A 25,915-nucleotide genomic window follows, 5' to 3' on the forward strand; every position below is an offset into this window, starting at 1 on the left:
CACACTTCTGCGCTGTCGGAGCACCGATCCTTCGCCGACGGACCCGGCCTCCACATCGAGCCGAATGTCCTAGTACCCGACCGACGCCCGAGACTGAGCAGGAGCGCTCCGCTATGCGGATGTCGGCGATCGGCCCAGGAGCGAAGGAGAGGGAGGAATCGGCGGAGGCTAAGGCCGCCGCGAGAGCGCGGCAGCTCGATGCCCCGACCGATCGCGCTGTCGCATGGTCACGGCTGCGCAGTCGTCCTCACGGGACTGCGACTCACGAGCGCGCCGAGCAGAACCGTGGCGAGGGTCATCGCGGAGGCGATCACCAGCCCGAGGGGCACTGCGCTCGTCAGTCCGAGCGCACCGACGATCGGAGACGCGATACCGGCGAGACCGAAGTTCGCCGCACCGAGGAGTGCCGCCGCCGTCCCTGCCCGTTCCGCCTGATCGGCGAGAGCGATAGCGCCCAAGCAAGGACCGCAGCCGCCCGCAAGGGTGAAGAACACGATCATCACGCCGACCAGGGGCGCCACTCCCGTCGAGCCGATCGAGACGAGACTGAGGAGGAGTCCGGAGGTCGCCATCAGGGGGAGGATGCACCACAGCACTCGGACCGGGGAGTACCTCTGGGCGAAGAACGCTGCGAACTGGGTGCCGACGACGAACGCGACCGCGTTCACCGCGGAGATCGCTCCGTAGCTCTGCGGCGACAGTCGGTACTCCTCTTGGAAGAGGAACGAGGAGCTGGACAGGTAGGCGAACACCGATGACACCATCAGCCCGCCGATGAGAGCGACGCCGACGAATCGCCGGTTCCTCAGCAGTGTCCGATAGCCGTGCCAGACCGCCCGCGTGGTCGATCGTTCGGTCCTTCGGTCCTGCGGGAGGGTCTCGGGCAGCCGGGCCACGCAGAGCAGGACCATTGCGGCTCCGTAGACCGCGACGACCGTGAAGATGCCGCGCCAGTCCGTCACGCTCATCAGCTGCGCGCCGACGAACGGTGCGGCGATCGGAGCGATCCCTGTGAAGAGCGCGATCCGAGCGAGTCCGCGGATGAGCTGTCGTCCCTCGGCCACGTCACGGATCATCGCCGTCGCCACGACGCCGCCACCCGCCGCGCCGGCTCCCTGGACGACGCGGAGGATCAGCACCCAGGTGATGTCGGGCGCGGCGATGATGGCGATGCTCGCCAGCACGTGCGCCGACGTGGCGACGAGCAGCGGGCGACGCCGACCGACCGCATCGCTCCAGGGTCCGACGACGAGCTGACCGAGCGCGAAGCCGATCGTCGCGGCGGTGAGCGTGAGCTGCACCTGCGAGGGTGACGTCGCGAGGTCGTCCTGCATCTCGGGGAAGGCCGGGAGGTAGAGGTCGATCGTGAGCGGACCGAGAACGGCGAGGAGTCCGAGAAGGACGATCAGAGTAGCGGGGACCCGCTCGGCGGGCGCGCGGGACGCGGTCGTTCCAGACATGTGAATGCCTCTTCCGGAAAGTCGTGACGTCTCCGGGACGGAACCGGGCGGGACAGGTGCCCTGCTTCAGCCTTGCACGATGCTCACTCGAGCCCGGCGGTGTTGCGCAAAAGACCACCGAGTCCTCTCGAGGCCCGGAGAGCCTTGCCCGAATCCTCAGCCGGTCTGCACGTCGAGCCGGACGTCCTCGAATCCGTCTGCACTCACGGTGATGCGGAGCACCCCAGCGCCGGTCGGTCGGATGATCGCGAGCGCGCGGCCCTCGAACGTGCTCGCGCTCTCGGCGAGGAAGCCCTCCTCCGTCACCGGGTTCGCGCTGCCGAGACCCTGCAGCACGCCCGGCCCCTCGACGTCGACGTGCACGCTGGCCCCGGCCGAGGTCGACAGGACACCTGATGCGTCCTGCAGCTCGATGGCGATGAAGGCGAGGTCGGTGTCGTCGGCGCGGATGCTCGAGCGGTCCGCCTGCGCGGTCAGAGCGAGCGGACCTCGGGGGGATCGGAGCACCGTTCGGCCGGCCTCCGCTCCGTCGACGAAGGCGACGGCGCTCAGCTCTCCTCGCTCGTACGGGACCTCGAAGGCTGCTCGGAAGCGGTGTGCGGGGCCGACGGCAGCACGGCCGACCGGACGGCCGTCGAGCAGCAGCTCGATCTCGTCCGCCGCGCTGTAGACCTCGAGGGGGACCGGCGTTCCGTCGGGCACCTCCAGATCCCACGTCGAGAGCGAGTCGGTCCAAGCCCAGCCGAGACGCTGCGGTGTGCGCCCGTACCCGCGGGGTCGGTCGACCGCGATGTAAGGCTCGTCGCGGAGCCCGAAGACGATCTCGCGGTAGTAGGACGCGGGTCGACGGTAGCCCGTGATGTCGATGTCGCCACTCCACGCGGTCAGCCAGGGGTACGGGGAGTACGCCTCGTCGTCGAAGCGCGTGCCGCCGATGCCCGCCTCACCGAGGTAGTCCCAGCCAGTCCAAGTGAAGTCGCCGATCACGTGGGGGTTCTCGGTGACGAGGGCCCACAGCTCGTCGATCTCGTTCGCGAGCGTCTCGGAGCCGACGACCACCCGGTCGGGGAAGCGCGCGAGGTCGGCGCGGTAGCGGCTGTGCGCGTAGTTGTGGCCGACGACGTCGACGACGGAGTGGGACTCCTCGGTCAGGTCGGTGACCTGCTCCGAGAGGCTGATCTCGTCGAACAGGTGGTGCATCTCGCCGAGGAGGTCGTTCACGCCGATCTTGCCGCGCAGATCTCCGGCGCGCTTCTTCAGCTCGGGGAGGAGCTGGGTGATCGTCCCGACGAAACCGCTGACGGCGTTCGTCGTGTACCTCGTCGGATCCAGCGCGCGGACCTTCTCGGCGAGGGCGCGTCCCCAGCGCGCGCCGTGCGGGTTGCCGGCGTCGAGCACCTCGTTCCCGATCGAGTAGACGATGACGCTCGGGTGGTTGAAGTCCTTGGCGACGAGCGATTCGACATCGCGCTCCCACCACTCGGGAAACGCCAGGGAGTAGTCGAACGCGTTCTTCGCCGTCGTCCACATGTCGAAGGTCTCGTCGATCACGAGCATGCCGAGGCGGTCGCAGGCCTCGATCATCGTGATGCTCAGGGGATTGTGGGACGCCCGGATCGCGTTGAAGCCGGCCCCCTTGAGGATCTCCATCCGGCGCTCCTCCGCCCGGCCGATCGCGGCCGCGCCGAGGAGGCCGTTGTCGTGATGGATGCAGGCTCCGCGCAGCTTCACGGTCTCGCCGTTGATGCGCAGGCCGCGGACCGGGTCGAGGCTGAGGGTGCGGATGCCGAACGGGGTCTCGATGGAGTCGATGAGTGCGTCGCCGTCCCAGAGCTCGGTGACGGCACGGTAGAGGTTCGCGTGCTCGACGCCCCATAGGAGCGGATGCGCCACGTACATTCTCTCCCGTGCGATCGCGGAGTCGCCGGGTTGCACGGTGACCGGGGACGACGCGGTCGCGACCTCCCTCCCGCTCGCGTCGAGAACGGAGGAGCGCAGTGTCAGCGACCGTGTGACGACGTCTTCGTTCTGCACGGTGGCGGCGAGGGACACGACGGCCTGATCGTCGTCGGTCTCAGGTGTGGTGATCCTGATGCTGTCCGCGGCGAGGTGCGCGAGGTCCGTGACGGCGAGGACGGTGTCGCGGTGGATGCCGAGCCCCGAGTACCAGCGGGAGTCCTGGTGGGCGCGGGCCTCGACGACGATCTCGTTCTCGGCGCCGTAGCGGAGGAAGGCGTCCAGCGGGACCTGGAAGACGGAGTAGCCGTTCGGCCGCTGGGCGGCGAACGCGCCGTTGACCAGCACGACGGCGTCACGGTAGACGCCCTGCAGCTCGAGCGTGATGCGGCGGCGACGCCACTCCTCGGGGACGGAGAAGAGCTTGCGGTACTCGACCACTCCACCGGGGAAGTAGCCCGACCCCTCGGACAGGCCGGGATCGCGGGGGAGCGCGAGCATCGCATCGTGGGGGAGTGTCACCGGCGTCCGTGCATCCGGGTCGTCGTTGAGCTGACTGAAGATGCTGACCTTCGGCCGGACGGTCCAGTCCTGATTGAACGAAGTGCGCGACATTGTGACTCCTTCGGCGGACAGCGTTGTCATCCGGTCCATCTCGACGATTTCAAAGGGCTTCGACCCGGGCAAGATCAGACGCTTTATTGCGCAAAACCTATCTCCTTCGTCGCCAGGCGGTGAGTGGGAAGCCACGGACGACGATCGGCTCGGCGCGGACGGCGGTCGCGCGCAGCTCCTCGGTCGGAAGCTCTGTGGTTGAGCGGCGGTCGGAGCGGATAGGGGCGCTCCGACCGCCGCGTTCTCCTAGCGGGCGATGACCAGATCGGGTCGCGAGGTGGACCCGATGAATCCGTCGCCGCTGAACTTCGCGATCAGCACGTGGCCGCCGCGCTTGAGCGCCGGGATGGTGACCGTCGTCTTTCCTCGGGCGTCGGCTGTCAGGTTCACAGTCGCGACCACCTGGCCGTTGTCCGTGACGGTGATCGTCCCCGTGGGAGAGGTGTTGTCGTCCGCCTTCACGGCGATGGTGTATTTCACGGATGCGCCGGCGCGTACGAGGTGGCGATCCACTGCACCCGTCACCGTGGTCTTCGCCGGTGCGGTGACAGAGGCGACTTCGCTGATCTTCCCGGAGTTGTCGGTCGCCCGGTATTCGACGACCGTCTTGGAGCCGGTCACCTTGATCGGTCCGGTGTAGGCCTGCCACGCGGACGGCTGACCACCCTTCTTGATGGTGCGGTACTCGATCGCTGCGACACCTGAGTAGTCGTCGGTGGCGTTCAGAGTGACGGTCTGCCCCTCGAACGCCGCGGCGACGATCGGGGCCGCGCCTTCATGGACGACGACCCGGACGCGGTCCAGATTGAGCACCTGGGCGTTGGGATCGGCGACGTCGCCTTCGCGATCAGCGGCCGCGCGGGCGCCGGCGAAGACAGTACCGGCGGTCGGGTAGATGTGCGTGGCGCTGGTCGAGACCTCGTTGGCGGGCTCTCCGAAGGGGACGTCTTCGAAGCTCCCGCTTCCGAGGTAGTCGAAGGAGGTCTTCGTGATCGCACCGAGCCCGTCAGGGGCGTCGGCGGTGAGGTTGAGCGTGACCGTCTGTCCGGTCTCGACCTCTGCTCGGTCGGAGCCGTTGACGCTCAGGCTCGCGGTGGGCTGGATTCCACCTCGAGCGTCGGCATCCGAGCCGACGACGACCTGGGACTTCACGATCTCGTACTGCGTGGAGGCAGGCGCGGCCACGTCGTCCTCCGCCCAACGAGCGATGTCGCGGAGAGCTTGCTCGACCATGCCGTAGAAGGGCACGAGGTATGCCGAGCGGTCCTGCGGGACTTCTCCCTCCTGGTGGTCGGCGCGGTCGTTGAAGTACACGCGGTACGTGTCCGCTGCGGCGTTTCCAAGGCTCTGCTCGACGCGCTTTCGGTACCAGTCCGTGTGGATGGGGAGGGCGTCGACGTCGTAGAGGTTCGAGACCACGATGACTTTGCCGTTGACCGAGCCGTCGAACGCGGTGTTGCCCGACACCGAGCCGAAGCGCGGCGGCTCTCCCACGGCGCGCTGCGGATAGATCGGCGTGCCGTCCGCGTTGCGGAACTGGTCGAGCGCGATCCAGCCGGTGCCGTCAGCGGGCAGCTGGTAGCGGTAGGCGAAGCGCTTGGCGATGTTCCAGCGGTGTCCGACGGTGTCGCCCATCTCTGCGAGTTCGGCGCGGACGCGCGCTCCGAGAGAAGATTCTTCTGTGCCGAGGTATCCGGGCGCGTTCCAGAAGTCGTCGACGTAGGTCGGGTCGTACGCGAGCGGGGTGTCGGAGTCGAGTCCAGCGCCGAAGTACCGGGTGTCGTAGCCCAGCAGGTAGGCCGGGTTCTCCCACGCCTGCCAGGGGATGCCGAGGAGGTGCAGCTCGGTGAGCATCGCCTTCTCGGCTTCGTCGAGTGTGGCGTAGGGGTCTCCGCTCCCACCGGGCAGCAGGGCGTCCGAGATGTCGTTCGCCTTGTCGGCGAGGATGAGCTCCGCCGCTGAACGGCCGTTGGCGGGGTAGCTGTTGGGGTTCGGTACGGCTTGCACGACGGGGACGAAGCCCTGCCAGACGCCCTGCACGTTCTCGGCCGCTCCGACGGTCTGAAGTGATCCGCCGCTCGGGCCGTAGAGGTAGCCGAAGATCTCGCGGTCGCTGTCGTAGTACTTCGCGGCGATCTGCTCCGCGAACTTCGCAGCGGCGGCGTCGTGTCGGTATCCCAGCGAGAGGAAGTCGTTGCCTGCCTGGACGGTGTAGCCGCCGCTGGCGAGGCTGAACTCGATGGCTCGATCATTCGCCCAGGAGGTGTTCGTGCCGGGGGTGAAGGTCGTCGGATAGGTGTACTGGAAGAAGCGGCCGTCCCACTTCTCTTTCTCGGCCTCCGGGTGGAGGTAGATGGTGAACTGGATATTCGTGCCTTCGAAGTGACCGGAGACACGGTGGTGAGGAACGGGCGCCGTTTCATCGGTTTCGGAATCGATGACCGGTCGGGTGTACAGCGGGTCCACGCATTCGGCGGTGATCTGCCATGCGCCGGCGCCGTCGACGGCGCACTGCGAAGATTCGGCGGCTCCGACGGGAGTTGCTGGCAGGATCGCAGCGCCTACTGTCAGGGCGGCCCCGAGAGCGAGAACGGCCTTCCCGCGGACGAAGGGCTGAGACATGTTTCTCCTTCAACATCATTGGTGAATGGGTGCGGCGTCACGCTGGAGATCCGTATCAGCGGATGCTGGTGGGCGGCACGCCGACGATAGGTGGGGCCTTTCGAGCGGTCAACGCGCGAGCATCTTTTTGCGCAATGGTCGAGGTGGAACAAGACCTGGACGCGGTGCGCGGAGAGCACGACCGATTAATGCGGACGCGTCCTCCGTGCAGGAGTAGCGGCCGTCGAGGCGGGCGATCTCGGTCGAGGCGCGCTCGAGCGGATGACGTCGTCCTGGTTGGCGCCGAAGATCAGACGCCTTATTGCGCAAAACCCGGCATCCCTGGTCGCCGCGCCTTGCTCGACCGCGGGTTGACCCCCAGGGTGAAGAGGCGTCACCGTCGGCCAAGCTCCGCTCGGGACAGCGGAGCGCGCTCCCCGCCTCCGCGGCCCACTCTCCGATGAAGGAGCCGTCGTGCACCACCTCGATGCCACACTGACCGTCGACCAGCGGGTCGACGCACTCCTGGCCCTGATGACGCTTCCCGAGAAGGCACATCAGCTGACCAGCATCATGGCCTTCGATCTGATCCGGCCCGACGGGTCAGACCTCGACACCGCGGACGATGTCCTCTCGCGACCGCCCGGTCATGTGGCGCAGCTCATCCGCGACGACCCGCGTCTCCTCGCCGATGACGTCATCGCGCTGCAGCGGCGCTTCGTCGAGCGCACCCGCCTGGGCATCCCGGCACTGTTCCACGCGGAGGCGCTCAACGGGCTGCTCGCCGGGGGTCACATGACCTTCCCTACCGCGATCGCTCTGGCAGCGGCGTGGAAGCCCGAACTCGTCGAGCAGATGGCTCGCCTCATGCGGGGTCAGCTGCGGCGGGTGGGGATGCGCCACGTCCTCTCCCCGGTGATGGACGTCGCCCTCGATCCGCGCTGGGGGAGGGTGCACGAGACCTACGGCGAGGACCCGTACCTCGTCACCGCGAACTCGGTCGCCTACGTCCGCGGCATGCAGGGCGACGATCTGAGCGATGGCGTGATCGCCACTGGGAAGCACTTCCTGGGCTATGCGGCACCCGAGGCCGGGCTGAACTCCGCGACGATCCCCGTCGGCCCCCGTCGACTGCGAGACCTGTTCGCTGTGCCCTTCGAGGCAGCCATTCAGATGGCCGGGCTGGGCTCGATCATGAACTCGTACTCCGACATCGACGGTGCACCGGTCGCCGGCTCCCGCGAGATCCTCACGGGCCTCCTGCGGGACGAGCTGGGCTTCGACGGCTTCGTCTCGGCCGACTACGCCAGCATCGACCACCTCGTGACCGTGAAGGGCGTGGCGCGGGACCTGTCGGAGGCCGGCCGCCTCGCGATCGAGGCCGGCCTCGACGTCGAGTTCCCGCGACCCTCCGCTTACGGCGACCGTCTGGTCGAGGAGGTCGAGTCCGGTCGCCTCGCCGCCGCCGCCGTGGACACGGCCGTCGCCCGGGTCCTGGCCGCGAAGTTCCGAGTCGGGTTGTTCGAGCAGCCGTATCCGCAGGAGGTCATCGACATCCCCGCCGTCGCAGCGGAGGGCGACGAGCTGTCCCTCGACCTCGCCCGCCGCAGCGTCGTGCTCCTCGAGAACGACGGACTCGTTCCCCTCGAACCGAGCGGCCGACGGATCGCGGTCGTCGGTCCGCACGCGGACGCACCGGAACTGCAGTTCGCCGCCTACAGCTACCCGTCGTGGCGCCAGGCCGTCGACGCGATCCACCTCGGCGGCGAGATCACGATGGTCGGCATCGACGAGCGCGCCGACGCCTGGCACCAGGCCCTGCTGCCCGCCGGCGAGGCGCAGCACCTCGCCCGCCAGCGTCTCGGGACCTTGTCTCTCGCGGAAGCACTCTCCACCGCCGGAGCCGAAGTCGTCCACGCCGCCGGGTCCGGCATCACCGAGCGGTTGGGTGATGACGCGATCGCGGAGGCGGTCGAAGCCGCACTGTCGGCGGATCTGACGATCCTCGCCCTCGGCGGGGCGAGCCTGTGGTTCAGCGGTGAGAGGACCGAGGGAGAAGCAAGCGACACCGCAGACATCGCGCTCCCCGCCGCTCAGGCCGAACTCCTCGACCGGATCGCCGAGACCGGTCGGCCCTTCGCGATCGTTCTCGTCCAGGGACGTCCGTACACCCTTCCCGCGAGCGCGGCGCGGTCCCGGGCGCTGGTGGTCTCGAGCTTCGGCGGGCCTCACGGCGCTCGCGCCGTGATCGACGTCCTCACCGGAGTCGTCACCCCGATCGGCCGTCTGCCGTACTCGATTCTTCGGCACGGCGGACAGCTGCCGCTCTACCACCACCGTGCAACCGGCAGCGGCGGGCGGCTCGCCTCCCCGGATCAGTCGTCCGGATACCTCGACATGCCGGCAACCCCGGCCTACCCGTTCGGATCTGGACTCAGCACCACGACGTTCGAGCTCGGTCAGCCTCGAGTTCCGGCTCGAATCGCGACGGACGAGGAGCTCGCCGTCGTGGCGAAGGTGGCGAACACTGGTCCGCGCGACGGCGCCACCATCGTCCAGCTCTACCTCCGAGTCCGGGGGACCGGTCTGACGCGCCCCTTCCAGCAACTCGCCGGCTTCCAGGAGGTGAGCCTCGAGGTGGGCAGCACCGCGGAGGTGCGGTTCGTCGTCGACTCCTCGCAGCTCGCACACACTCGACCTGACCTTCGGCTTGTCGTCGACCCGGTCGACATCGAAGTCGTCGTCGGTTTCGACGCCGAGGACGACTCCCGCCGCGCACACGTGGTGATGGACGGCCAGAGCAGAGACATCAACCGCTCCGAACGCGTCTACTTCTCGAGGTCCTCTCTCGATCGCCCTGAGCGGCCGACGTTCACTCCCCGTCTCCACCATTCGACTCCGTCTACACCTTGAGAGAAGAGCCACCTCTGGCTCAGGGGGTGATCGTGACCGCCAAGCACTTCGTCGGTTACAGCCTCCCCGAGGGCGGCATGAACCTCTCCGCGTTCGACGGGGGCTCACGGCGCACCCGCGATCTGTTCTCGTTCCCGTTCGAGGCAGCCATCCACGACGCCGGCATCGCCTCCCTCACGAACTCGTACTCCGATGTCGACGGCGTCCCCGCAGCGGCCTCGCACGAGATAGAGCTCGCCGAGGGCCGCATGCCGACGCGGTCACATTCCAGTTCCCGCCCTACAGCTACCCGGCGTTCCGTGCGATGACGGTGCACATGAGCTCGAGGGGCATGGGCAACACGACCGGAATCGGTCCGGGGATGGCGGCTTGGAACGACAGTTCCTTCCCCGCCCAGCAGGTCGATGACTCCGTGGGGGCGACTCGGTGCCACTTCCCGGCTTCACCGGCCTGGACCGCGCGTTCGCGGTCGAGCCGGGACGCATCGACTACTTCCTCGGATTCGATGCCGACGACCACCGAGTCACCGGGTCATTCGATCTCAAGGGAGACCGTCGCTTCCTCAGGAGCGACGAGCGGACGTTCTTCTCGACGACGAGAAGAGATGACGCTCTCTAGGTCTCTCCTGACCTTCGCATCTGCGGACGAGCGCCTCACCGTCGCAGAGGGTACCGCCGGCACCTCCCGGAACCGCCCGCGCCTGGCGGACCGCATGACGATCGGTGAACGGCCGCTTCGCAGGCGAAGCCGATGGACCCGAGAGGGTCACGGAGCCTTCTGCCCCGCCGCTGCGTCGTCTGCGACGTAGATGCAGAACGGGTGGCCGGCAGGGTCGGCGAGCACGAAGAGCGCCCCCTCCGGATCGGCGCTCTGATCGTCGACGACCGTGGCGCCCAGCGCGACAGCTCGCGCTCGCTGCTGCTCGAGCTCGTCCGCGTCCGCGACGGTGAAGTCGAGGTGCAGCTGCTGGCGCACCGGTCCGTCCGGCCAGGTCACTCGAGGAAGCTGATCCACCCGTTGCACCGTGAGACCCACGCCTTCGGAGGTGCGGATCGCGACCCACTCCGCGTCGTCGTCCGAGCCGTCGGCGGCGGGCTCGTCCCCCGGGCGGTACTCACCGCCCAGCAGGGCGAGGTAGAACGCCGCGAGCTCTCGCGCGTTCTCGGCGTCGAGCACGATCTGTCTCAGATGCAGAGCCATGGACGCAGAGTATGCCGAACGCCTGGGTAGAAGGATGCCAGGCACCGTGTCGCTCCAGCTCTGCGGCGGCTGTCATCGGACCGCGGTTCCCGTCTCCGCGTCGCCTCAGTACGGGACCTCGAGCGGCAGGACCGTGATGTCGAAGCCCGGCGCGGTGATCAGCAGGTTCGCGACCGGGACCGGGGTCTGCGACCGGTCGTCGTTGGCGATGAGGAGCAGGAGCACGGCGGACTCCTGGCCGGCCGGGAGCGCCGCGTCGTAGCGCAGAGCGATCTGCCCGTCGGGAGACTGGTCGGCGTAGTTCCACAGCTGCCCCCCGAAGCCGGCGAACGAGTAGCCGTCTCCGGGGTCGGCGAGTAGCACGGTGATCGTGCCGCTGTCGATAGATCCGGTGCCGTCGATCGATCCGGTGCCGGTGTTCGTGACGTAGACCCGGTACTCGGTCGATCCCGCCGGCGTGTACTCCGTCGGGCCGTCAGCGCGGGCGCCGAGCGCGGGCGCCGCTCCGCTCGTGGCGGCTGCGGGGGCGGCGACGGCCAGGGCGACGACGGGAGCGGCCCACGCCGCTCCGAGGAGCGTGCGGCGCCCGAGGGGTGAGGAGTCGACGGCGGGCACAGCGGTGGCCTTCCGGTGGAGGAGTGGGGCACGAGACGCGATGGCGTCGAGGCCGCCCAGCCTGGAAGCGCACTGGACCGGGGGTAAGACCCCCGAAGATGCCCGCTCGGAGTGGACGCGTCCGTCAGGGATGGTCGACCGGTCGCGGGAGCGTCCCGTGCTCGATGACCCGCTCGTAGACGCGCTCCATGATGTCGGCGAGCCGGGCGAGGTCGTCGGGATCCAGCGCGTCGAGGACCAGCGTCCGCACGAGCTCGACGTGCGAGGGCGTCGCCTCCCGGAGGGCCCGCCACCCGCCGGGCGTCAGGCTGACGTCGGTCGCGCGGCGGTCGTCGCTCGCCGTCGCCGTCGCGACCAGCGACCGGCGCTGCATCCGGCGGACGTGGTGCGAGGTCCTACTCCGCTCCCAGCCGAGGCGGGTGGCGAGGGCCGCCATGCGCATGACTCCCGAGGGCTCGCTCGTGAGCGCGACGAGGACGTCGTAGTCGGCGAGGGAGAGGTCGCTGTCGGCCTGGAGCTGCCGGTTCATCTCGTAGCGCAGCCGCAGCTGCACCTTCATGTAGGCGTACCAGGCGCGCACCTGATCGTCGGTCATCATCGTGTACGGGGATCCCGCGGGCGGGCCTCCCTGCTGCTCCGTGCTCACGCGTCTCCTGGAGGTTCGGGACCTCAGTATCCCTCTCGCCCGGACGCCTCCGAAATCCGCGCCACCCGCGACGTCCGCGCGATTCCGCTCAGCCGCACGAGGACGCGATCTACTCCGCGTCGCCCGAGACGCTCTCGCCGACCGCGACGATCAGCGACTCCACCGCCGCCAGCAGGTTGTGCAGCGCCTGCTGGAAGTTGTGGTCGTCGGGCAGCTGCTGGATGTCGAAGGCGGCGGCGCTCGCGTACTTCCGAGCGTCGGCGAGAGCGGATTCTTCACGGAACGTGGCCACGGTGATGTCCTCTCGGGAGACGGTGCGATGATGCCGACTGTTCCAGCCTCCTCGTCGGTTGCCATCCGTGATCTGACGTAGCCGCGGAGGCCCCTCCCTGGCACGTACGTCATCGCGCTGATGCGGGCGGCGGGCGCGGCTGCCACGCTTCGACGGGGGTCGACGCGACCACCGGTGAGGACTGACGTGACTCTCGCGCTCGAAGCGATCGACATCCGCAAGAGCTTCACGGCTGCGCGCCACGGGCCGGTCGTCGACGTGCTGCACGGGATCTCGCTCTCCGTGGCCGTGGGCGAGATGGTGAGCGTGGTCGGGCCGAGCGGATCGGGGAAGTCGACCCTGCTCTACTGCCTCGCCGGTCTCGAACGCCCGTCCGGAGGCAGCGTGACGATCGCGGGGACGGACACGAGCGATCTGTCGGGTCGCCGCCTCGCGGCTCTTCGGCGCAGCAGTCTGTCGTTCGTCTTCCAGTCCTACAACCTGGTCCCCTCCCTCACCGCGTCCCAGAACGTCGCACTGCCCGCGCGCCTCGCGCGACGTCCCGTGAGCGAGGAGCAGGTCGCCGCGGCTCTGGACGCCGTCGGCGTCCTGGCGGTGGGGCACGAGCGGCCTCCCTTCCTGTCCGGTGGGCAGCAGCAGCGGGTGGCGATCGCCCGGGCGCTGTTCGCCGAGCCCGACATCCTCTTCGCCGATGAACCGACAGGGGCGCTGGATGCGGCGTCCGGCCGGGTCGTCCTCGACCTGCTCCGAGGAGTGCGGGACAGGGGCAGTGCGGTGCTGATGGTGACGCACGATCTCGAGTCGGCGGCGCGCGCCGACCGGTCGATCGTGATCCGCGACGGCAGGATCCACCGCGAGCTCCTCGGCCCCACGGTCGAGCAGCTCTTCGATGCGGTCGTCAGCGCCGGCTGATGCTGACCCTGCTCCGATCCGATCTGCTGGGTGACCTGCGCCTGTGGTGGGGGACCTTCTTCGTGCTGGTGGCCGCAGGGGCGGTCGCCGGGGTGCCGACGACCCTCATCGAGACCGCGCTGAACGAGGAGGGGTTCCTCCGGCTGGGGATCCTCGCGGTCGCGAGCACCGCCCTCGTCCTCGCGACGGTGAGCCTGGTGCTCGTGCTCTCCTCGACGGTGCGCACGCTCGTCGAGCTGCGCCGCCGGACGTTCGCGCTCTGGCTCGTCGTCGGGATGCAGCCCGCCCAGGTCGCCGTCATCGTCGTGTGCGAGGTGGCGCTCGTCGCCTCGGCAGGGGCGGGAGTCGGTGCCGCCGTGGCGTACGGGCTCTGCCCGTCCCTCGTCGGGATCCTGCTCGAGGGGTCCAGCGGACTCCAGGACGTGCGGCCGGTCCTCTCTCCGGGCTCCGCGCTGCTGGGCGGACTGGTCGCCGTCGTCGTCGCGGTGCTCGCGGCCCTTCCCCTGGCACGAGAGGCCGGATCGACTCCCGTCCTCTCGCTCCTCCGGGGCGAGCAGCCTCGCCGCGTCAGGGTCGTCCGCCGGGCGATCCTCGCCGTGCTCCTCGTGGCGGTCGCCGGGTCGATGTACGCCGGCCTGCCGGGCGCGCTGCCGTCCGGGGCCGCGCAGTCGGTCCTCCTCGGACCCGTCCTCATCGCCGCAGCGGCGACAGCGGCGCCCGTGTACATGCCGGCCCTGATCCGGCTGTGGACCTCCGTCATCCCCGCGCGGGTGTCGGTCGCCTGGTTCCTGGCTCGGGAGACCGTGATCACCTCGGCGCAGCGCAGCAGCGCGGCCGTCGTCGCGTTCCTCGTGGCGATCGGCCTCCCGTGGACCTTCCTCGTCGGTCAGCAGACCGTCGCGTCGGCGGTGTCGGGGGCGGGATCCGCGGTCGATCCGCGACCGCTCGCGCTGCTCCTCGGAGGGCCGGCGCTGCTCGCGGCGATCGGCGCCGCCGCGGGGCTGCTGATGGCGAGCTCGAACCGGGAGCGCGAGGACGCACTCCTGGAGGCCGCGGGGGCCGACGACTCGGCTCGCACGCTGACGTCGGCCTGGGAGGCGCTGATCTACGTCGTCACCGCCGGCATCGTCGCGGGGATCGTCGCCGTCGCCGTGGGCGGAGGCGCGACGCTGTTCCTCGTCGCCGTCGCACCGGCCGTCCGTCCCGCTCTGGTTCCGGGGGTCGCCGTCGGAGCGACGCTGGTCTGCCTCCTCCTCGGCTGGATCGCGACGTTCGCCCCGCGCCTCGGCCGCACTCGCGCGATCGTCGAGGTGCTGGGGGAGTCGTGACCCGCGGGGTCGCGCCGGCCGACTCAGGAGAAGTGCTCTCCCCGCTCGAGCGCGTCTCGGAGCTGCGACCGGCTGGCGATCCCCAGCTTCGGGAACGTCTTGTACAGGTGCGTGCTCACCGTCCGGTGAGAGAGGTAGACCCGGTCGGCGATCTCCTTGTTGCTCATCCCGCGAGCGGCGAGGAGAGCGATCTGCAGCTCCTGCGGAGTGAGCGGTGAGACGGCTCCGCTCGCTGCCGCTCCCGGTCGCGGGGTCTCTCCGGCCGCCCGCAGCTCCGCCGCCGCGCGGTCGGCGAGAAGACGGGCCGAGCACGCGTCGAAGGCGTGGAACGCCTGAGCGAGATGCGGGCGCGCCTCAGCCGGCCGGCGCTCGCGCCGCAGCCACTCGCCGTAGAGGAGATGCGTCCGCGCCGCCTCGAAGGGCGACTCGGCGAACTCGCCGGTCGTGATCGCCCGGTCGAAGTGCTCGGCGGTCGTGTCGTTCCGGCCCTCCGAATCGGCGAGGAGGGCGCGGCTGCGGTGCACGAGAGACGCGAGGAACGCGGAGCGGTGGACCTGCGCGGCGCGCTCCGCCTGGTCGACGTTGTCCCGCACGGTGTCGGCACGTCCCGCCCGGACGGCGGCCTCCGCTCGGTCGGCGACGGCCCAGAGGGCACGGGTGGGATGCACCGTCATGTGGGTGAACTCGATCAGCGCGTCGCGGTACCTGGTGTCCGCCATGGCCAGGATCCCCGCCGCCCACCGGGCGTCGGCGCTCGCCATGGCGAGCGGATGCACCTCGGAGAGCTCCCGCTGCCGCCGGACGGCGTCCTGCGTCGCGCCGGCGTCCCCGAGCATCGCCTGCGCGCGGGCGACGGTCGCGAGGCACATGCCCTGCACCAGGGGCTGGGCCGTGTCCTCCGCCATGCGTGCGGCGAACTCGGCGTCGGCCAGCCCCTCGAGGATGCGCCCGCGGAGCAGCAGGATGGACGCCCGTCCGCGGAGCGCCTGCGCTTCGTCGGCGGGAGCCCTGCGCTCGTGGAAGCGCTCGCGCGCCAGGCTCCAGCAGGTCAGCGCGGTCTCGAGATCCTGCAGGGACTCCGCCGCGATCGCGAGGCTGAGCATGCCGATCGGCGACTGGTCCAGCTCTGCCACCAGCTGCGGCAGCACGGCGCGCACGTCGTCCTCGACCTGACCCAGGGGAGCCATCAGCGCCAGGATGATCGGCTTCAGGGGGTTCTGGGTGCGGATGGCGCGCGCTTGACGATCGATCCTCCGCCACTCCTCCTGCGGCAGATTGCGCCCTCGCGCCGTCATCGCCGCCGCCCAGAGCACCTCGACGCGTCGGTCGGCGTTCTCGGGCCCTCCGAGTCGCGCGATGGTCCGATCGATGTCCGCGGGGGAGTGGCCGGTGAGACCCGTCGTCAGGCTCAGGCCGTTGCGGGTGAGGGCGAGGAGCGTGATCGTCGCAGGGCGGACGGCGATCTGCTCCGCCTCCTCCACCGCCTCGAGCGCTTCGGCACTGAGTCCGGCGGAGCGGGAGACGTCGGCGGCGTGGGCCAGGCGGTCGGCGCGGTTCTCCTGCGACTCCGAGAGCTCGGCCGCCCGACGGTAGGCGGCGGCGGACTCGACCAGAGCCCCTCGGAGGCGTGCGCGCCGCCCCGCCGCCTCGAGATCGCCGGCGACGCTCTCGTCGCGCTCGAACGTCGACGACGCCTTGTGCCACGCCGCGCGAGCCGGGTCCCGCAGGGTCTGCGCGAGAACGGAGTGGGCCTCCTGCAGCTGCGCGGTCGGGGTGGCGCCCAGGACGGCGGCGCGCAGGAGCGGATGCCGGAAGTGCGGCCGCTCGTCGACGATCCGCAGCAGGCCCGCCTCCTCGAGGGGGCTGAGGTCTCCGATGTCGAGGCCGAGGAGCCGCCCGGCCTCGAGCACGTCGATCATGCCGGCGTCCTCTGCGGCCGCGGCGAGCCGGAGCAGCGCCTGGCTCCGCTCCGGGAGGTCGCCGAACTGCCCGAGGAACGCCTGCTCGAGTCGCTGCGTGGTGGGCACGACGCTCCGGAGGCCGTTCCTCCTGACCGGACCTCTCAGCGCGAGCGGAAGCTCGCGGAGGGCCAGCGGATTGCCGTTCGCCTCGCGGAGCACCCGGACCTTCTGCGCCTCGTTGAGGCCGGCGGACACCTCCGTGAGGATCGCCCGCGACGCACGATCGTCGAGGGGCTCGAGGACGAGCCGGTCGAGAGGGGACGCCGACGGGGTGGCGCCGCCCCAGGCGGTGCGGGAGGTGGCGAGCAGCGCGACGGGCGACTCGCCCAGTCGCAGCCCGATGAAGTCGATGACGTGGCGCGTCGACGTGTCGATCCAGTGCAGGTCCTCGACCGCGACGAACAGGGGGCTCCGGCTCGCTGCTTCCTCGAGCAGCCCCAGAGTGGCGATGCTCACCAGCAGTCGATCGGGCACAGGGCCCTCGGCCAGCCCGAAGGCGGTCGCCAGCGCCTCGCGCTGCCGCACCGGGAGGACGTCGAGCTGGCGCAGGAGCGGACGGAGGAGCTCGTGCAGGGAGGCGTAGCCGGTCGGCGACGCCTGCTCGAAGCCGGTGCAGCGCAGCACCCGGAAGCCGGTGTCCTCCGCGTGGCGCATCATCGCGGTCAGGAGCGCGGACTTCCCGATCCCCGCCTCCCCCTCGAGCAGCACGGCCATCCCAGCGCCTCTCGCCGACTCGAGCGCCGAGGTCAGCTGCTCCACCTCGTGCTCGCGGCCGACGAGAGGGTGCTCGTGGCCGCCGAGCAGGAAGGTGAGTGACATGTCACCAGAGTACGAGGCCGAGTGCGGGCGTTCAACACGTGCCGGCGGCGGGATACGTCAGTGCACGGATGACCCGTGTCCGTCCGCCGGAGCACCGTGGATCCCGCGGAGACACCGCACGACATCAGGAGGCAGTCATGGCCGGAAATCCGAAGAACATCGCGCTCGAGCCCGCGGCACAGGAGTTCGCCGATGCGACCTCCGCCCCGCCGTTCCTGTACGAGCTGCCTCCGGAGGAGGGCCGCAAGGCCGTCGATTCCGTGCAGGACTCGCCGATCGACAAGCCAGAGGTCGAGGACGAGTGGATCGACATCGAGGGCGGGCCCACCGGCACGGTGAAGCTCCGCATCGTGAAGCCGCTCGGCGCGACGGGCGACCTGCCCGTCGTCCTCTACATCCACGGTGCGGGCTGGGTGTTCGGCGACGCCCACACCCACGACCGTCTCGTGCGCGATCTCGCGATCGGCTCCCACGCGGCCGTCGTCTTCCCCGAGTACGACCGGGCGCCCGAGGCGGGCTACCCGGTCGCGATCGAGCAGTCCTACGCGGCCGCCCAGTGGATCGTCGCCCAGGGCGCGAGCAAGGGCCTCGACGCCGGCCGCCTGGCCGTCTCGGGCGACTCCGTCGGCGGGAACATGGCGATCGCCCTGGCACTGCTCGCGAAGTCCCGGGGGGACGTCGCCCTCACGAAGATGGTGCTGTTCTACCCGGTCACGAACGCCGCGTTCGACACCGCCTCCTACGACGAGTTCGAGGTCGGCTACTTCCTCGGACGCGAGGGCATGAAGTGGTTCTGGGACCAGTACACGACCGACGAGGCCGTGCGCGCCGAGATCACGGTCTCGCCGCTGCGGGCGAGCCTCGAGGAGCTCTCGGGGCTGCCGGACACCCTCATCATCACGGCCGAGGCCGACGTCCTCCGCGACGAGGGGGAGCAGTTCGCCGCGCGCCTGCGCGAGGCCGGAGTCAGAGCGGCCAACGCGCGCTTCGGAGGCATCACCCACGACTTCGTCATGGTCAACTCGCTGCACGGCACCGAGGCCGCCAAGCACGCGATCTGGCTCGCGACGGCGTCGCTGAGCGACGCCTTCCGCTGAGCGGCCCGGCGGCGCGCCGGCGACGGAGGGTGGGCCTGCGGCGGGGCAGGCCCACCCGCGTCAGGCCAGGGCCCTGGCGGCCGTCTCCCAGAGTCGATCGGCGTTGCCCGGGTCGACCGCGTAGCGGGCGACGCCGGTGGAGCGACCCTCGCCGCTGTCCACGACCTCCGACTCCTGGTTGTCCTCGAAGTACCGGCCGGTGACGCCTGCGAGAGCCGGCGACGCTGCGAGGAGGACGGAGGTCGCCGCCCCCTGCGCGGGCGTCTTGAAGAAGTCCTGCTCGATGCGGCGGCCGTGCTCGTCCATGGCGCCCATCGCCCGCAGGGTGGTGTCGTCGAGGTGCCGCTGCAGGTTCGTGGTGATCCAGCCGGGCATCAGCGCGTTGGCGGTGATGCCGTCGGCCGCCCAGCGCCGCGCGATGCCGGTCGCGAGGAGCACGTCCGCGGTCTTGGACTGCGAGTAGGCGTTCCACCGGTCGTACGGTCGGCGGTCGTAGTGCGGATCGTCGAAGTCGACCGGCGCCCGCAGGTGGGCCGTCGAGCTGAGGACCACGACGCGGCTCTCCTCCGCCTCGGCGAGGGCGCGGTGCAGCCCGCGAGCGAGTGCGAAGTGGCCCAGGTAGTTCGTCGCCAGCTGCAGCTCCCAGCCGTGGCCGTCGAGGCGGCGCTCGGGGACCGCCATCACTCCGGCGTTCGCCACGAGGCCGTCGAGGCGTCCCTCCCAGGCCGCCGTGAACCGGGCCACGCCGGCAGCGTCGGCGAGGTCCAGCTGCCGCAGCTCGATCTCGGGCGCTCCGGTCGCTCGGGGGAGTGCGGCGGAGGCCCGCTCCGGGTCGCGGACGCCGGCGACGACCCGCGCGCCGCGGCGGGCCAGCGCGAGGGAGGTCTCGAGGCCGATCCCGGAGGCGCCTCCCGTGACGACGTAGGTGCGCCCGGCCAGGTCGACTCCGGCGAGCACCTCGTCGGCGGTCGCCTTCGCGCCGAACTCGGTGCGGATCGGGTCACTCATCGCGCGCTCCCGCCGTCGAAGCCGTCACCCGCTCGAGGAACCGTGCGAGCTGGAGGGGCATGTCGCCGGGCTTGCGGGCGGTGATGAACGGGCCGTCCTCGACCACCGGCTCGTCGATGTACTCGGCTCCGGCGGCGCGGACCTCCGGCGCGACGTCCTTCCACGACGTGAGGCGGCGCCCCTCGACGAGACCGGCCGAGACGAGGATCTGCGGGCCGTGGCACACCGCTCCGATCGGCCGGCCCGTGGCGGCGAAAGCGGTGACGAACTCGAGGGCCGCGGGAAGGAGGCGCAGCTCCGACGGTGCGAGTCCGCCGGGGATGAAGAGGGCGTCGTAGTCGGAGGCGTCCGCTCCCGAGACGCTCTGGAGGCCGGTGCGCAGGGCGAGGCCCTTGTAGCCGGTCACCTCCGCGCCGGAGGGAGTCAGCACGTCGACGTCGTAGCCGGCCTCGGTGAAGCGGTAGTAGGGGTAGAAGAACTCGACGTCCTCGACGCGGTCGGCGGTGAGGATCGCGATCCGTCCGATCGGCGTCGCCGTGCTCCGGATCGCGGCGCGGTTGTCGGGGACGTGGGTGTCGGTGGTGGTGGGCATGAGCGTCAGCTTCCTGGAGGGGGATCCCCTCCGCTTCCGTTTGATGAGTATCAAACCGATACCGATCGTGCACTATGGTTTGAGATATGTCAAACGATGGGCGATCCGAGCTGTTCCCTGTTCCCGCCGTGGAGTCGATCGAGATCGTCGCCCTGCTGAAGGCGCTCGCCGACCCGGCGAGGCTGCGCGTCGTCTCGCGTCTCTCCGACGGCGAGTACCACCCGTGCACGACGGACGAGTACGGCCTCTCGCTGCACAAGTCGACCCTCTCCTTCCACTTCAAGACGCTCCGGGAGGCGGGCCTCACCGAGACGCGGGTGCGAGGACGCGACCACGCCGTGCGGCTCCGCATCGACGACGTGGACCAGCGGTTCCCGGGTCTCCTCGCCGCGGTCCTCGGTGCCACTGCCGGCTCCGAGCACCCTCGGACGCCGGCCGACTGAGCTCGTCGGCGGGCGCCGAGATCCCGCGCGGTACGTCACATGACGGTTGTCGACGTCCTGCGCACGAGGGAGATTTCAGACATGACCGAGACGCAGGCGAACCGAGAGAGCTTCTTCCGTCCCGAGGAGTGGGCGCTCGAGCGGCAGGCGATCCGCGATGTCGTCGACCGGTACGCGCACTGCGCGGACCGCGGGGAGCCTCGGGAGCAGGCCGCGGTGTTCGCGCCGGACGGGCGGGTCGTCCTCTACGAGGGCGACTCGAGTGCGAACGAGCCTCTGCAGACCATCACGGGGCGCGAGGAGCTGACGGCGACCTTCTCCGGGCTGATCGCCCAGTACGACGTGACGACCTACCTGAACGGGCAGTCGACGATCCAGCCGACGGGCTCGCACAGCGCGGTCGGCGAGAGCTACTGCCTCGCCTCGCACCTCCTGCACGACGCCGGCGAGCGCATCCTCCTGACCATGTCCATCCGCTACCTCGACCGCTTCGTCAAGACCGACGGAGCCTGGCTCATCGAGGAGCGCAGGCTCGTCTTCGACTGGGTCGACCGGCGCGTCTCGCGGCCCTGACGCCTCCACCCCCCCCCTCACCGAACGGAAGACGACGATGACCGAGCAGATCGAATCCCTGATGACCGCCAACCTCCTCGAGGTGTTCGGCGAGCGCGATCCCGCGCGACGCCGAGCAGCCATCGAGCGCACCTACACCGAGGACGTCTCGTTCCTCGATCCCGACGAGACCGTCGACGGCTACGACGCCCTCGACGCGAAGGCGGGGAAGCTCCTCGCGGACGCACCCGGCTTCGTCTTCTCGCCCGCCGGCCGGGTCTACGTCAATCACGACCTGGGGTACCTCGCCTGGAACTTCGGACCGGAGGGGCAGCCGCCCGTCGTCCGCGGGCTCGACGCGTGCTTCATCCGCGACGGCCGGATCGCGAAGGTCTACACCCTGCTCCTCGACGAGTGACGGCGGACGCTGGTGGCGTTCGGTCAGCCGGCGCGACTCGCTTGACACCCTTGCTAGATAGTTCTACTCTCCAACAGGTGGATAGTCCACTATCTAGAAGGAGACCCTCATGAGATCCCGCCTGACCTTCGCTCTGAACCCGGGGACGTGGCTGATGCCGCTGGTCCTCATCTTCGGACTGGCCGTGCTCTTCCCGGCCGTCTACCTGTCGGCGACCGTCGACCCGCAGGCGAATCTGCACGGGATGCGAGTCGGGCTCGTCGTCGAGCCGCAGGAGGGAGCGGGTGCGGGCACCGACTTCGCGGCCACGGTCGCCTCGGCCATCACCGGCGGCGTCGATTCCGAGAAGATCGATCTGATCGTCCTGGACAGCGCTGAGCTCGATCAGCGGATGCGGAACGACGACCTCGCCGGGGCGATCGTGATCCCCGCGACCTTCGACGCGGCCGTTCAGACGCTCCTCCCGGGCACCGACGGTGCGATCGGCCGACCGACCATCGAGATCCGGACCAACGCGGGCGACGGAGGCATCAGCAGCGGTCTGCTCACCGCCAATGTCTCTCCGCTGCTGACCGGCGTCGACCAGGAGTTCGGCCGGACCCTCACCGCCGGCGTGGCGCAGAGCGGTGCGCCGACGACTCCCGCGCAGACGCAGCTCCTCGCCGCTCCGTTCGACGTCGAGACGAGCGCCTACAGGGCACTGCCCGCCTCCGCCGGCTTCGGCACCAGCGCCTTCTACTACGCGCTGATCCTCCTGCTGATCGGCTTCGTCGGAGCCTCGGTCGTCAACCCGCTCGTCGACTCCGCCCGCGGATTCTCGCCGAGCGAGCTCGGTCCGCTGGTCATCCGCCGTCCCGCCCTGCCCCTCTCGCGACGGCACACCCTCCTCGTCAAGTACGGCGTCATGGTCGCGGCCGCGCCTCTCACGGCGCTGCTGGTCGAACTCGTCGCGCACCTCGCCGGTATCCCGATCTCCGACCCGGTGCAGCTCTGGGCGCTGTCCTCGGCCGCCATCGCCGCCGTCGGACTCGGTGCCCTCAGCGTGTTCGCGCTGCTCGGCAGCGGGATCGGATCCCTGGCGAACACACTGTTCTTCGTGGCCCTGTCGATGACGGCCTCCGGCGGGACGGTGCCGCTGAGCGCGGTGCCCGGGTTCTTCGAGGCGATCTCGTTCGTCGAGCCCTTCCGTCCCGTGCTGCAGGGCGTGCGCGCCATCCTGTACTTCGACGCGGTCCCGGAGGCCGGCCTGTACGCGGCCTGGCTGCACATCGGCCTCGGCGCGCTCGTCGCCGTCGCCCTCGGTCTGCTCACCACGCGGCTCTACTCGCGGCCGCGCACGCCCCGCGCTGCGTGATCGCCGTTCAGTCGGCGGACATGCGGTGGGTGCGGTTCGGCGCGATGTCGTCGTCAGCCATGTCCCGATAGCGCCGGGCGCCGGCCAGGGCGTCCTTCAGCTCGTCGCTGCCGAGCGGCACGACGTAGGCGGGCGTCCCGCGCTGGAATCGCCACCCCTCGCTCAGCGGACCCGCATCCACCACGTCGAACCCGATGCTCAGGATGAGCGTCACGACCGCCTGCTTCGCCTCCGCGTCGTCGCCCGCCACCGCGAGCGCCCTCCGGGTCCCGCCGTTCGGGCGGGCGTCCGTCGCGATGTCCTCGGCGTAGATGTTGTTGAACGCCTTCACCACTCGGGCGGCGGGGAACAGGGACTGCAGACGCTCCGAGGTGGTGGTGGACTCGTCGTCCAGCTCCTCGATGTGCCCCGACCAGTCGGTGTAGTAGTTCCCCGCATCGATGACGATCCTCTCCTCCAGTGCCGAGGGCGGCAGCTGGGCGTAGCGGTGCAGCGGCACCGCGAGGAGGACCATGTCCGCCCTCTCCGCGGCACCGCTCACCGTGTCGGCCGATGCCCCCTCGCCCAGGGTCGCGACGAGGTCGGTCAGGCTCTCCGGGCCGCGCGAATTCGCGAGGACGACCCGGTGGCCCGCTGCGACGGCCGCCTCGGCGAACCCCGCCCCCACGCGACCCGTGCCGATGATGGCGATGACTGTCATCGAAGACTCCTCTCTCCTCGTCGAGTGGCCCGTCCCCGGACGCCTCCCGACCATGATCCGTCCGCCGGGCTGCGGCGCCTTCCGTCAGGTGACGTACCCCTTCTTCGAGATCGCGTCGCACGACCGACCGGTGGTTCTCCTCTCTACCGCGCCACCCAGTCAGCCCTGTACGGTGAGCGGCACCCCGCCTCGATGCGGGTCGATCAGCGTCGGTGACGACGGCAGCAGGCGTGCAGCCGGCGCGTTCGATTCGGCCGCAGTTCCGAGCCGTCTCGACGGCGATCAGCCGCCTGCGGCGCCGCTGGAGGGAGAAGGCCGATGGGATTCTGGAGCAGTCTTTTCAGACCGCGTGAGGAGTCAGCTGCTGAGAAGGTCGGCTCGAGAGTGGACACGTTCTCTCGCTGGCACGACCCCGTCCTCGACGAGGCGTCCGGCCCGTGGGAGTCGCGTCTTCGACAGTTCGCGAGACGATGCGCGAACCGACTCCTCGAAGACGGGCAACCCCTCTGGAACTCGGCTCATCGACACAACGGACAGGATTCGTACAGAGACGCCTTCTGGGTGGTGTCGGTCGATGTCGATCGCGCAGACCGCTCACGTCTCGAGATGAAGATGGTCCAGGACACGTCGAGTGCCGCTCGAGGAGACTTCTCGGGTCGCATCCAGGGGCACGCTCTTCTCCTCACGCCCTCGGGAACACTGGTGTCCTCGGTCACCGAGATGTGGTTTCCCAAGAACGGTGATCACGCCCCCGGAGATCTCAGCTCGACGTTCACCCACTTCTCCACCGACCTGCTGGCAAGCTCGCCCTGGGGGCCTCGCAACATCGGGCGGTGGAAGCGGATCCCGGATCTCAGGGTGTATGGCGCGACTCAGTCGAGTCGGCGATCGGAGTTCCGCGGCGGCTATCCCGCCGGCGCCTGGAACGAGGATCCCGGCAGAGGAACGTCGATGTGCGTGAAGAAGTACACGGAGACCAGGGCGACCCTGTGGCCGCGGTACTTCGGTGACTACTACGGCTGATTCCCGCGCAGGCGGATGCCGCATCCACGGAGAGCGACGATCCGGCGCTCTCGGCCGTGCCCGCGCGGGACGCATCGGGCGGGCGCCCCGCGCGGAAGGGCTCAGGCGGCCAGACGGCGAGCGGCGAGCGTGCGACCGTGCTCCACGGCGCGCTTCTCGGCGAGGGCCTTGAGCTCGTCGGCGATCTCGGTGAACTGGTCCATCGCGGGGTTCACCCCGACGAGGGTGAACTCGCGGGTGACCACCTCGACGTCGAGCTGCCAGACGTCCTCGAGGATGCGGCGCATCCATCCGGTCGCGTGGTCCCACCCCTCGCGCGGGGTCCCGGCCGCGTAGTTGCCGCCCTGGACGGTCACGAGGACCGCCGGCTTGCCCGCGATCGAGGCCGGCGTGCCGGGAGCCAGGCGCGGGTCGGTGAGCACGAGATCGATGTAGGTCTTGAAGTGCTGCGAGACGCCGTAGTTGTAGAGCGGCACGGCGAAGAGCAGCGCGTCGGCTCCCTCCAGCTCGTCGGTCAGCGTCGCCGCGAGGGCCGCCGCGGCCAGCTGCCCGGGGGTGCGCGCGTCGGGCGGTGTCATCGAACCCGCGACCGCCTCCGACCACGAGGTCGACGGGAGGGGGTCGGCGCCGAGGTGGCGGCGGACGATCTCGGCATCGGGGTGAGCGGTTCGCCACTCGCTCTCGACGATGTCTCCGAGAGCACGGCTCGTGGAGCCCTCGATGCGGATGCTGGCGTCTAGACGGAACAGGGACATTCTTCTCCTTCAGAGAACCCGGATCGGACGAACCGGCGCGTACCCGGGCCGGCCTCCGCGGAGCACGTCCGGATCGGCCGCCCGGCCTTTGGTTACGATCGGTAACTCTGTACGCTGGCTTCCTGTTACCGCAAACGAGCCCCTGTTACCCGGCGGTAACGCAAGGAGGACCGATGCCGTCGGACACGGGAACCAAGACCCTGGAGGAGCGCCTCGGCGAGTCCATGCCCTCGATGCGCGAGCTGTGCACGGGCGACTCGCCCGAGGTCTTCCGGTCGCTGATGTCGCGCATCGGGGACAAGTGGACCCTCCTGGTCATCGGCGTCCTCGGCACCGATCGCCAGCGCTTCACAGAGGTCGCCGAGCTGATCCCCGGGATCTCCCGCCGGATGCTCACCGTCACCCTGCGCGCCCTCGAGCGGGACGGCCTGGTGACCCGCACCGTCTACGCCGAGGTCCCTCCGCGCGTCGAGTACGAGGTCACCCCGCTCGGGCGCTCGCTGCAGTGCGTGGCAGCCTCCGTCGGCGAGTGGGTCGGCGAGCACCAGCAGGCGATCGCCGATCACCGCCGCCGGTTCGACGCCGCGGCCGGCTCCGACCCCGTCGACGCCTGACCCCGGCGCCCGGGTCCGCGGGCATCCGGAGCGATCGCGAC

The 25,915-nt window shown here is 70.1% G+C and carries 23 protein-coding genes; 11 read left to right on the forward strand and 12 right to left on the reverse strand.

Going from position 1 to position 25,915, the window contains the following annotated elements; genetic code table 11:
• Nucleotides 1–227: 227 nt before the first annotated feature.
• From B9Y99_RS11510 to B9Y99_RS11520, 3 genes are all read right to left on the reverse strand, one after another.
• Entirely contained in the window at nucleotides 228–1,460 is a 1,233-nt protein-coding gene (locus B9Y99_RS11510; protein ID WP_085476742.1) for a multidrug effflux MFS transporter, read from the reverse strand.
• 156 nt (nucleotides 1,461–1,616) lie between these two features.
• On the reverse strand, nucleotides 1,617–4,031 hold the full coding sequence (locus B9Y99_RS11515) for a glycoside hydrolase family 2 TIM barrel-domain containing protein (RefSeq protein ID WP_085476743.1): 2,415 nt from the start codon (nucleotides 4,029–4,031) through the stop codon (nucleotides 1,617–1,619).
• A 246-nt stretch (nucleotides 4,032–4,277) separates the two neighbouring features.
• Complete coding sequence (locus tag B9Y99_RS11520) at nucleotides 4,278–6,653, reverse strand: OmpL47-type beta-barrel domain-containing protein (RefSeq protein WP_085476744.1); 2,376 nt, start codon at nucleotides 6,651–6,653, stop codon at nucleotides 4,278–4,280.
• A gap of 453 nt (nucleotides 6,654–7,106) precedes the next feature.
• Between B9Y99_RS11520 and B9Y99_RS11525 the strand changes: the two genes are divergently transcribed.
• A complete protein-coding gene (locus B9Y99_RS11525) occupies nucleotides 7,107–9,545 on the forward strand; it encodes a glycoside hydrolase family 3 N-terminal domain-containing protein (RefSeq protein ID WP_208856942.1) in 2,439 nt (812 codons plus the stop codon).
• Between the two features lie 32 nt (nucleotides 9,546–9,577).
• On the forward strand, nucleotides 9,578–9,853 hold the full coding sequence (locus tag B9Y99_RS11530; RefSeq protein ID WP_208856943.1) for a glycoside hydrolase family 3 N-terminal domain-containing protein: 276 nt from the start codon (nucleotides 9,578–9,580) through the stop codon (nucleotides 9,851–9,853).
• A 457-nt stretch (nucleotides 9,854–10,310) separates the two neighbouring features.
• Here B9Y99_RS11530 and B9Y99_RS11540 read toward each other — a convergent pair whose 3' ends face one another.
• The 4 genes from B9Y99_RS11540 to B9Y99_RS11555 form a co-directional block, all read right to left on the reverse strand.
• On the reverse strand, nucleotides 10,311–10,745 hold the full coding sequence (locus B9Y99_RS11540) for a VOC family protein (RefSeq protein ID WP_085476747.1): 435 nt from the start codon (nucleotides 10,743–10,745) through the stop codon (nucleotides 10,311–10,313).
• A 105-nt stretch (nucleotides 10,746–10,850) separates the two neighbouring features.
• Nucleotides 10,851–11,360, reverse strand: a complete 510-nt coding sequence (locus B9Y99_RS11545) for an InlB B-repeat-containing protein (RefSeq protein ID WP_085476748.1) — start codon at nucleotides 11,358–11,360, stop codon at nucleotides 10,851–10,853.
• A 124-nt stretch (nucleotides 11,361–11,484) separates the two neighbouring features.
• Nucleotides 11,485–12,006 carry a MarR family winged helix-turn-helix transcriptional regulator gene (locus B9Y99_RS11550; protein ID WP_244274885.1) on the reverse strand — a complete coding sequence of 174 codons (522 nt, stop codon included), beginning with the start codon at nucleotides 12,004–12,006 and terminating at the stop codon, nucleotides 11,485–11,487.
• Between the two features lie 109 nt (nucleotides 12,007–12,115).
• On the reverse strand, nucleotides 12,116–12,298 hold the full coding sequence (locus tag B9Y99_RS11555; protein ID WP_085476749.1) for a hypothetical protein: 183 nt from the start codon (nucleotides 12,296–12,298) through the stop codon (nucleotides 12,116–12,118).
• 186 nt (nucleotides 12,299–12,484) lie between these two features.
• Between B9Y99_RS11555 and B9Y99_RS11560 the strand changes: the two genes are divergently transcribed.
• Nucleotides 12,485–13,210: an ABC transporter ATP-binding protein gene (locus B9Y99_RS11560; protein WP_085476750.1), complete on the forward strand. Its 726-nt coding sequence runs from the start codon at nucleotides 12,485–12,487 to the stop codon at nucleotides 13,208–13,210.
• Nucleotides 13,210–14,538 carry an FtsX-like permease family protein gene (locus B9Y99_RS11565; RefSeq protein WP_085476751.1) on the forward strand — a complete coding sequence of 443 codons (1,329 nt, stop codon included), beginning with the start codon at nucleotides 13,210–13,212 and terminating at the stop codon, nucleotides 14,536–14,538. The genes B9Y99_RS11560 and B9Y99_RS11565 overlap by 1 nt, the downstream gene beginning before the upstream one ends.
• Before the next feature lie 23 nt (nucleotides 14,539–14,561).
• On the opposite strand, the gene B9Y99_RS11570 is transcribed toward B9Y99_RS11565, so the two are convergent.
• Complete coding sequence (locus B9Y99_RS11570; RefSeq protein ID WP_085476752.1) at nucleotides 14,562–17,318, reverse strand: helix-turn-helix transcriptional regulator; 2,757 nt, start codon at nucleotides 17,316–17,318, stop codon at nucleotides 14,562–14,564.
• A 137-nt stretch (nucleotides 17,319–17,455) separates the two neighbouring features.
• Between B9Y99_RS11570 and B9Y99_RS11575 the strand changes: the two genes are divergently transcribed.
• Entirely contained in the window at nucleotides 17,456–18,415 is a 960-nt protein-coding gene (locus B9Y99_RS11575; RefSeq protein ID WP_085476753.1) for an alpha/beta hydrolase, read from the forward strand.
• Nucleotides 18,416–18,475: 60 nt separating this feature from the next.
• Here the strand turns inward: B9Y99_RS11575 and B9Y99_RS11580 are convergent, their stop codons facing one another.
• Both B9Y99_RS11580 and B9Y99_RS11585 read right to left on the reverse strand, forming a co-directional pair.
• Complete coding sequence (locus B9Y99_RS11580; protein ID WP_085476754.1) at nucleotides 18,476–19,423, reverse strand: SDR family NAD(P)-dependent oxidoreductase; 948 nt, start codon at nucleotides 19,421–19,423, stop codon at nucleotides 18,476–18,478.
• The gene (locus B9Y99_RS11585; protein ID WP_085476755.1) at nucleotides 19,416–20,015 is read right to left on the reverse strand and encodes a type 1 glutamine amidotransferase domain-containing protein; all 600 of its coding nucleotides are present in this window, start codon (nucleotides 20,013–20,015) and stop codon (nucleotides 19,416–19,418) included. The genes B9Y99_RS11580 and B9Y99_RS11585 overlap by 8 nt, the downstream gene beginning before the upstream one ends.
• A gap of 86 nt (nucleotides 20,016–20,101) precedes the next feature.
• Between B9Y99_RS11585 and B9Y99_RS11590 the strand changes: the two genes are divergently transcribed.
• The 4 genes from B9Y99_RS11590 to B9Y99_RS11605 all read left to right on the forward strand — a co-directional run bounded on the left by B9Y99_RS11590 (nucleotide 20,102) and on the right by B9Y99_RS11605 (nucleotide 22,782).
• Nucleotides 20,102–20,458, forward strand: coding sequence for an ArsR/SmtB family transcription factor (locus B9Y99_RS11590; RefSeq protein ID WP_085476756.1), 357 nt, complete (start codon nucleotides 20,102–20,104; stop codon nucleotides 20,456–20,458).
• Between the two features lie 81 nt (nucleotides 20,459–20,539).
• Nucleotides 20,540–21,031, forward strand: a complete 492-nt coding sequence (locus B9Y99_RS11595) for a nuclear transport factor 2 family protein (protein WP_165759604.1) — start codon at nucleotides 20,540–20,542, stop codon at nucleotides 21,029–21,031.
• A gap of 37 nt (nucleotides 21,032–21,068) precedes the next feature.
• Nucleotides 21,069–21,428, forward strand: a complete 360-nt coding sequence (locus B9Y99_RS11600; protein ID WP_085476758.1) for a nuclear transport factor 2 family protein — start codon at nucleotides 21,069–21,071, stop codon at nucleotides 21,426–21,428.
• A gap of 109 nt (nucleotides 21,429–21,537) precedes the next feature.
• Complete coding sequence (locus tag B9Y99_RS11605; protein ID WP_085476759.1) at nucleotides 21,538–22,782, forward strand: ABC transporter permease; 1,245 nt, start codon at nucleotides 21,538–21,540, stop codon at nucleotides 22,780–22,782.
• A 7-nt stretch (nucleotides 22,783–22,789) separates the two neighbouring features.
• Here B9Y99_RS11605 and B9Y99_RS11610 read toward each other — a convergent pair whose 3' ends face one another.
• Nucleotides 22,790–23,482, reverse strand: coding sequence for an NADPH-dependent F420 reductase (locus tag B9Y99_RS11610; protein WP_085476760.1), 693 nt, complete (start codon nucleotides 23,480–23,482; stop codon nucleotides 22,790–22,792).
• Between the two features lie 318 nt (nucleotides 23,483–23,800).
• On the opposite strand from B9Y99_RS11610, the gene B9Y99_RS11615 reads away from it, so the two are divergent.
• Nucleotides 23,801–24,505, forward strand: coding sequence for a hypothetical protein (locus B9Y99_RS11615; RefSeq protein WP_129588009.1), 705 nt, complete (start codon nucleotides 23,801–23,803; stop codon nucleotides 24,503–24,505).
• A 101-nt stretch (nucleotides 24,506–24,606) separates the two neighbouring features.
• Here the strand turns inward: B9Y99_RS11615 and B9Y99_RS11620 are convergent, their stop codons facing one another.
• The gene (locus tag B9Y99_RS11620; protein WP_085476762.1) at nucleotides 24,607–25,260 is read right to left on the reverse strand and encodes an FMN-dependent NADH-azoreductase; all 654 of its coding nucleotides are present in this window, start codon (nucleotides 25,258–25,260) and stop codon (nucleotides 24,607–24,609) included.
• Between the two features lie 173 nt (nucleotides 25,261–25,433).
• Here B9Y99_RS11620 and B9Y99_RS11625 point away from each other — a divergent pair, with 173 nt between their 5' ends.
• Nucleotides 25,434–25,874 (forward strand): winged helix-turn-helix transcriptional regulator, encoded by a 441-nt coding sequence (locus B9Y99_RS11625; protein ID WP_342097152.1) that lies wholly within the window; start codon nucleotides 25,434–25,436, stop codon nucleotides 25,872–25,874.
• The last annotated feature ends 41 nt before the right edge of the window (nucleotides 25,875–25,915 follow it).

This window comes from Rathayibacter oskolensis, assembly GCF_900177245.1.
GTDB classification, from domain to species: domain Bacteria; phylum Actinomycetota; class Actinomycetes; order Actinomycetales; family Microbacteriaceae; genus Rathayibacter; species Rathayibacter oskolensis.

Bases quoted from the DNA above. Each gene is read 5' to 3' on its own strand.
- B9Y99_RS11510 (WP_085476742.1), bottom strand. From the start codon at position 1,460: ATGTCTGGAACGACCGCGTCCCGCGCGCCCGCCGAGCGGGTCCCCGCT.
- B9Y99_RS11515 (WP_085476743.1), bottom strand. From the start codon at position 4,031: ATGTCGCGCACTTCGTTCAATCAGGACTGGACCGTCCGGCCGAAGGTC.
- B9Y99_RS11520 (WP_085476744.1), bottom strand. From the start codon at position 6,653: ATGTCTCAGCCCTTCGTCCGCGGGAAGGCCGTTCTCGCTCTCGGGGCC.
- B9Y99_RS11540 (WP_085476747.1), bottom strand. From the start codon at position 10,745: ATGGCTCTGCATCTGAGACAGATCGTGCTCGACGCCGAGAACGCGCGA.
- B9Y99_RS11565 (WP_085476751.1), top strand. From the start codon at position 13,210: ATGCTGACCCTGCTCCGATCCGATCTGCTGGGTGACCTGCGCCTGTGG.
- B9Y99_RS11570 (WP_085476752.1), bottom strand. From the start codon at position 17,318: ATGTCACTCACCTTCCTGCTCGGCGGCCACGAGCACCCTCTCGTCGGC.
- B9Y99_RS11575 (WP_085476753.1), top strand. From the start codon at position 17,456: ATGGCCGGAAATCCGAAGAACATCGCGCTCGAGCCCGCGGCACAGGAG.
- B9Y99_RS11580 (WP_085476754.1), bottom strand. From the start codon at position 19,423: ATGAGTGACCCGATCCGCACCGAGTTCGGCGCGAAGGCGACCGCCGAC.
- B9Y99_RS11585 (WP_085476755.1), bottom strand. From the start codon at position 20,015: ATGCCCACCACCACCGACACCCACGTCCCCGACAACCGCGCCGCGATC.
- B9Y99_RS11590 (WP_085476756.1), top strand. From the start codon at position 20,102: ATGTCAAACGATGGGCGATCCGAGCTGTTCCCTGTTCCCGCCGTGGAG.
- B9Y99_RS11595 (WP_165759604.1), top strand. From the start codon at position 20,540: ATGACCGAGACGCAGGCGAACCGAGAGAGCTTCTTCCGTCCCGAGGAG.
- B9Y99_RS11600 (WP_085476758.1), top strand. From the start codon at position 21,069: ATGACCGAGCAGATCGAATCCCTGATGACCGCCAACCTCCTCGAGGTG.
- B9Y99_RS11605 (WP_085476759.1), top strand. From the start codon at position 21,538: ATGAGATCCCGCCTGACCTTCGCTCTGAACCCGGGGACGTGGCTGATG.
- B9Y99_RS11610 (WP_085476760.1), bottom strand. From the start codon at position 23,482: ATGACAGTCATCGCCATCATCGGCACGGGTCGCGTGGGGGCGGGGTTC.
- B9Y99_RS11615 (WP_129588009.1), top strand. From the start codon at position 23,801: ATGGGATTCTGGAGCAGTCTTTTCAGACCGCGTGAGGAGTCAGCTGCT.
- B9Y99_RS11620 (WP_085476762.1), bottom strand. From the start codon at position 25,260: ATGTCCCTGTTCCGTCTAGACGCCAGCATCCGCATCGAGGGCTCCACG.
- B9Y99_RS11625 (WP_342097152.1), top strand. From the start codon at position 25,434: ATGCCGTCGGACACGGGAACCAAGACCCTGGAGGAGCGCCTCGGCGAG.